Here is a 4,359-nt window from a genome sequence, read left to right on the forward strand (position 1 = left end):
CGACCCCGCCCTCATCACCGTCGGCGGCCAGTCCGCGGGCGCCTACTCGACCATGTCCCTGGCCACCGACCCCGCCACCAGCGGCATGATCCGCCGGATCATCGTCCAAAGCGGCCCCCTGGGCCTGGCCCCCCAGGACCCGGCCGACGCGGACGCCGTCGCCACCGCCTACCTGCGCCTCCTGGAGGCCGACCGGACCGACGACCCCGGCCGCGCCCTGCGCGCGCTGCCCTGGCAGCGGCTCCTGGACGCCTACCGGCGGCTGGCCGACGGCCTCGGCCACCGGCCCGGTGACATCGCACCGCCCATGTGGTCCGTGCTCGGGGGCCCCGGCCACCCGCGCGCCTGGCAGGAAGCGGTGGCCGAGGGAGCCCTGGACGACAAGGACGTCCTGATCGGCACCGTGTCCGACGAGATGACCGCTTTCCTGGGAGCCGACGCGCGCGTACAGTCCTTCACCCGTGAGGAGGCACTCACGGTACTGGGCTCCCTTCCCGGCCGTCTCGGCGCCGACGCGCCCCTGGCCTACGAACGCTACGAGGCCGAACGCCCCGGCGCCGTGCCCGCCCGCGTCTACACCGACCTGACCGGCGACCGCGTCTTCCGCGACGGCAGCCTCCAGGCCGCCGCACACCGCGCCGGTCGTGGCCTGCCCGCGTACGTCTACCGCTTCACCCGCCGCCCCGAGCCCGACGACCACCGGCTCGGCGCCACGCACTGCTCCGAACTCCCCTTCCTCTTCGGCACCTTCGACACCTTCCCCGACGCCCCGATGCTCGGCGCGGTCGACGGCCACGACCACGACCTGGCCCGCGCCTTCGCGGGCGCGCTCGCCGCCTTCGTCACCACCGGATCCCCCAACGGCGACGGCCTCACCGAATGGCATCCGTACGGCACCGGCCCGGACCCGTACGTCAAGCACTTCGGCCCGCCCCCGGCCTGACCCCGCCCTCGACCCGCTCCGGGAGGCACACGATGGAACGCACCGACATCGGCCCGCGCATGTTCGGCGACCGGCTCGGCTACAACCACGCGGTGCTCGTCGAGAACCCACGGCGCTGGCTCCTGGTCGCGGGCCATGAGGCCCGCGCCGACGACGGTGCCATCGCCCACGCCGGTGACATCCGCGCCCAGATCAAGCTGACCTTCCAGCGTCTGGAAGAAACCCTGGAGAAGGCCGGCTTCACGCTGAGCGACGTCGTCCAGATCCGCGTCTTCACCCTCGACATCGACGCCGTCACCACCCACTACGACGCCATCACCGAAGCCCTGGCCCACGCGAACTGCCGCCCCGTCAGCCTCCTCGCACAGGTCGGCGCACTGTCCGACGCCAGGATGCTCATCGAGATCGAAGCCGTCGCCGTGCAATAGCGGTTCACCCGCCTTCTGGTACGGCCATGGTGGCGACGAAGTCCGACCAGACGGCGCGCGGGGTGACTATAGGGGTGCGGCTGGGGTCTTTGGAGTCGCGGACGGAGAACGCGCGAGGATAGTGCTCAGCGACCTCGACGCAGCTTCCGTCAGTGACGCTATGTGTGCTCTTGCGCCAGGCGGCTATGGGCCAGTCAGGTTTACCGGTAGGCATGGGTAATGCTCCCTGACTGTTTTATGGATCAGGTCCCTTGATTCCTCGGAATCGAGTGCGTTCGCCTGCATCAGGTTGTGAAGGGTGATGTATTTGTTTACGGTCTCAGGTTTGGTCACCAAGAATCCGAGAGCGCCTGAGCGGGCATGCACGACCGTTTTTCCGTCCGGGAGGTCCGTAATGGAGAATTCGCCTGCGAGGTGTACGACATCGGCGTTGCCTGAGAACGGTGCGATCCTGATGTCGATTCCCGATCGTTGGGATACGGCGATCAAATCCACGAGCTGACGCCTCATGACGGACTGGTTGCCGACTATGGAGCGAAGTGCGGCCTCGGTGAGAACCGTGGAGAATGGGGGCGCGGAAGAGCGCTTGAAGAGTTCGTGCCGTCGCACTCGATGCTTGAGCTTCTCCTCCAGATTCCCGCCGAAGTACGGAAGGTGCTTCTGGATGATCGCTCGTTCGTACTCCGGATTTTGCAGGAGGGCCGGAACCGCGCAGTTGGTCTCGCGAATCTTGATGGCTTTCGTCTCGTTCTTGAACACCTTCTGAATCAACGTGGCGTCAGGGTTGTCATCCAACTCGTCACGGAGCCGCCAGATCCGGCCGCCCGCCCCCAGCGCCTCGTCCAGTTGGCGAGCTGTATCGCGATGGGGGATCCTGTCGCCCGACTCGAACCTGGAGATGGCCGAGCGCGACAGGCAAACCGCCGCGCCGAGCTCGTCCTGGAGCCAGCCTTTGGCGATGCGGTATTCGTGGATCGCCGCGCCGAGTTCGGTCACGCGCGACTGGTACGGATCAAGTGGCGCAGGGGTAGGCACAGTCGTTCCCCCAGGTGAGTCTGTGGTGCATCCAGGGTTTGAGGGGGCCGAGCATAGGGGGTCGGGCGGCTCCTGGACGCCGGAACTGAACTCCCAACTCCAAACGAATGACAGTGCGTTCGATTCCGCTGTCGTGATGCCCCCGGGTCTGCGTTCCACACATCGGCAGGTAAGGGACGGTGTCCTCCTGGGTGGCCGACGCGCGGGGTGACGGCCCCCGTGGCTGCTACGTCAGGGTGGAGGGTTCCGCCACGGCGGGCCGGATGCTCCGTAACAGGCGTGCTTTCGCTGTGTGTTCACTCTTTGGGGCGGCCCCAGAGTGGTCGGCGGCTTCCCGTGTCGGGCTGCGGGTACCCGTGTCGGCGGATGGCCGGTCAAGTTGGGGGGATCGCTGTGTGGCGTAGATGTGTGGGCAGGCTGCTGGCCGTCACGGCCGGGGCCGGGCTGTGTGTGGTGGGTGGCGCGGGAACTGCGAGCGCTGCGGGGCTCGTCCCCCTCGGGGTCGGTACGACGGTGAGCACCTTCTTGTACACCCTCGGTCTCAACGTGGCCAGCAACGTGCCTGTCGTCGGTCAAGCCGCAGGAGCTGCCGTCATTCTCGGCACCGTGCTACTCGCCCCCGTGCTCATCTTCGCGCTGGGCTAGGTACGCCCCCTACGCACCCCCGCTCAGAGCGGCATGCGGTATCGGTGCCAGCGGGTGGTGACGTGGGCGCCCATGACGGTGAGTGCTTCGGCGACGGCGTCACCGCCGTATTCCTGGACCGTCAGGGACGAGACGCCCGGGTGGTCGTGGCGCAGCCGCTCGACGAGGGCGGCCAGGAGCGCGGTCAGGCGTGCCGCGCCGACGTCCCGGCGGTGGAAGACGATGTCGACCGTGGCCTCCTCGCCTCCGATCATGGCGGTGACCTGGGCTGACACGGTTCCGTCCGGGGTCAGGAGGTCCAGTGTCACGCAGGGGAGCGGCGGCAGGGCGGCGAGTAGTTCCCCTGCGTCCTCGGGGGCAATGCCGTTGCTTTTGGCAGGTCCCGCCGGTTGAGCCGGTGTGCTGATATCGAGGCTGGAGCGGTTGGGGTTGGGGATCTTGACCCAGTCCTGTCCTCCTGAGCTGGTGGACCAGGTCGTCGGTGACGAAGGCCGCAAGGAGAAACGGCGTCGGCTGCTGTCCGCCCGGTTCACCGTGTACTTCGTCCTCGCGATGTGCCTCTTCCCGCAGGCCGACTACCTTGAGGTTCTGCGACTGGCGAAGGCCGGTGAGCCGTCCCTTCGACCGTGGTCCGGGGTGAACAAGTCTTCGCTGACCAGGGCCCGGCAGCGGCTGGGCTGGATGGTGATGCGCGAGTTGTTCCGCGCGGTCTGCCGCCCGCTGGGCGGGAGCCCTGAGCTGTTTCGCGGGATGCGGGTGCTCGCCCTGGACGGAACACTCCTGGCAGTGCCGGACTCCGCCGGGAACCTGGAGGCCTTCGGCAAGTCCGGCTCGCAGCGAGCCCCGATCGGATACCCGCAGGCACGAGTGGTTGCGGTGGCGGAGTGCTCGACGCACGCGGTGCTGGACGCCGCGATCGGCGGCTTCAAGGACTCCGAGCGGATCGTGTCCGACGAACTGGAATCCCATATCGGCCCGGACACCCTGGTCCTGGCAGACCGCGGACTGTGGGGCCTGGCCCGATGGCACCGCCTGCGCAACCGAGGCGCCCACCTGCTGTGGCGGATCGAGCGGCGCAAGGCCCGCAGGGTCGAGGACGTCCTGCCCGACGGCAGCTACCTCGCACGGATCGAGGCGAACAAGCACAGCAAGGCAGCCGGGACCGTCAAGGCCCCGCCGGCGCTAGAGCGTGTTCGTAGTTCGGATCTTCAGGTGGGTTGGAGGCTGCGGATCCACAGGATCGCGCCGCGCAGATGGAGTCCGGCGAGGTAGCTCTCGGGTGTCTTGTCGTAGCGGGTGGCCAGCCCG

6 protein-coding genes and 2 pseudogenes are annotated in these 4,359 nt (G+C 68.2%); 4 read left to right on the plus strand and 4 right to left on the minus strand.

Annotated features, from left to right (window positions below; genetic code table 11):
- Positions 1-943: carboxylesterase family protein (locus tag K6I34_RS32595; RefSeq protein WP_229331645.1), on the plus strand; the 943-nt coding region annotated here is incomplete at its 5' end.
- Between the two features lie 32 nt (positions 944-975).
- Entirely contained in the window at positions 976-1,371 is a 396-nt protein-coding gene (locus K6I34_RS32600) for a Rid family hydrolase (RefSeq protein ID WP_229331646.1), read from the plus strand.
- A 4-nt stretch (positions 1,372-1,375) separates the two neighbouring features.
- Here the strand turns inward: K6I34_RS32600 and K6I34_RS32605 are convergent, their stop codons facing one another.
- Both K6I34_RS32605 and K6I34_RS32610 read right to left on the minus strand, forming a co-directional pair.
- Positions 1,376-1,585, minus strand: a complete 210-nt coding sequence (locus tag K6I34_RS32605) for a DUF397 domain-containing protein (protein WP_229331647.1) — start codon at positions 1,583-1,585, stop codon at positions 1,376-1,378.
- Positions 1,555-2,367 (minus strand): helix-turn-helix transcriptional regulator, encoded by an 813-nt coding sequence (locus K6I34_RS32610; protein WP_229331648.1) that lies wholly within the window; start codon positions 2,365-2,367, stop codon positions 1,555-1,557. The genes K6I34_RS32605 and K6I34_RS32610 overlap by 31 nt, the downstream gene beginning before the upstream one ends.
- 552 nt (positions 2,368-2,919) lie before the next feature.
- Between K6I34_RS32610 and K6I34_RS38495 the strand changes: the two genes are divergently transcribed.
- Positions 2,920-3,051 (plus strand): hypothetical protein, encoded by a 132-nt coding sequence (locus tag K6I34_RS38495; RefSeq protein ID WP_275127206.1) that lies wholly within the window; start codon positions 2,920-2,922, stop codon positions 3,049-3,051.
- Between the two features lie 23 nt (positions 3,052-3,074).
- On the opposite strand, the gene K6I34_RS32615 is transcribed toward K6I34_RS38495, so the two are convergent.
- Positions 3,075-3,359: a hypothetical protein gene (locus K6I34_RS32615; protein ID WP_229331649.1), complete on the minus strand. Its 285-nt coding sequence runs from the start codon at positions 3,357-3,359 to the stop codon at positions 3,075-3,077.
- A gap of 91 nt (positions 3,360-3,450) precedes the next feature.
- Here K6I34_RS32615 and K6I34_RS32620 point away from each other — a divergent pair.
- Positions 3,451-4,239, plus strand: a pseudogene (locus K6I34_RS32620) (IS4 family transposase); the annotation flags it as partial.
- A 20-nt stretch (positions 4,240-4,259) separates the two neighbouring features.
- Here K6I34_RS32620 and K6I34_RS32625 read toward each other — a convergent pair.
- Positions 4,260-4,359 (minus strand): annotated as a pseudogene (locus K6I34_RS32625) (IS5/IS1182 family transposase); the annotation flags it as partial.

The organism is Streptomyces sp. UNOC14_S4 (assembly GCF_020740835.1).
GTDB lineage: Bacteria > Actinomycetota > Actinomycetes > Streptomycetales > Streptomycetaceae > Streptomyces.

Excerpts from the sequence above, each read along its gene's own strand:
- K6I34_RS32600 (WP_229331646.1), top strand. The coding sequence starts at position 976 with ATGGAACGCACCGACATCGGCCCGCGCATGTTCGGCGACCGGCTCGGC.
- K6I34_RS32605 (WP_229331647.1), bottom strand. The coding sequence starts at position 1,585 with ATGCCTACCGGTAAACCTGACTGGCCCATAGCCGCCTGGCGCAAGAGC.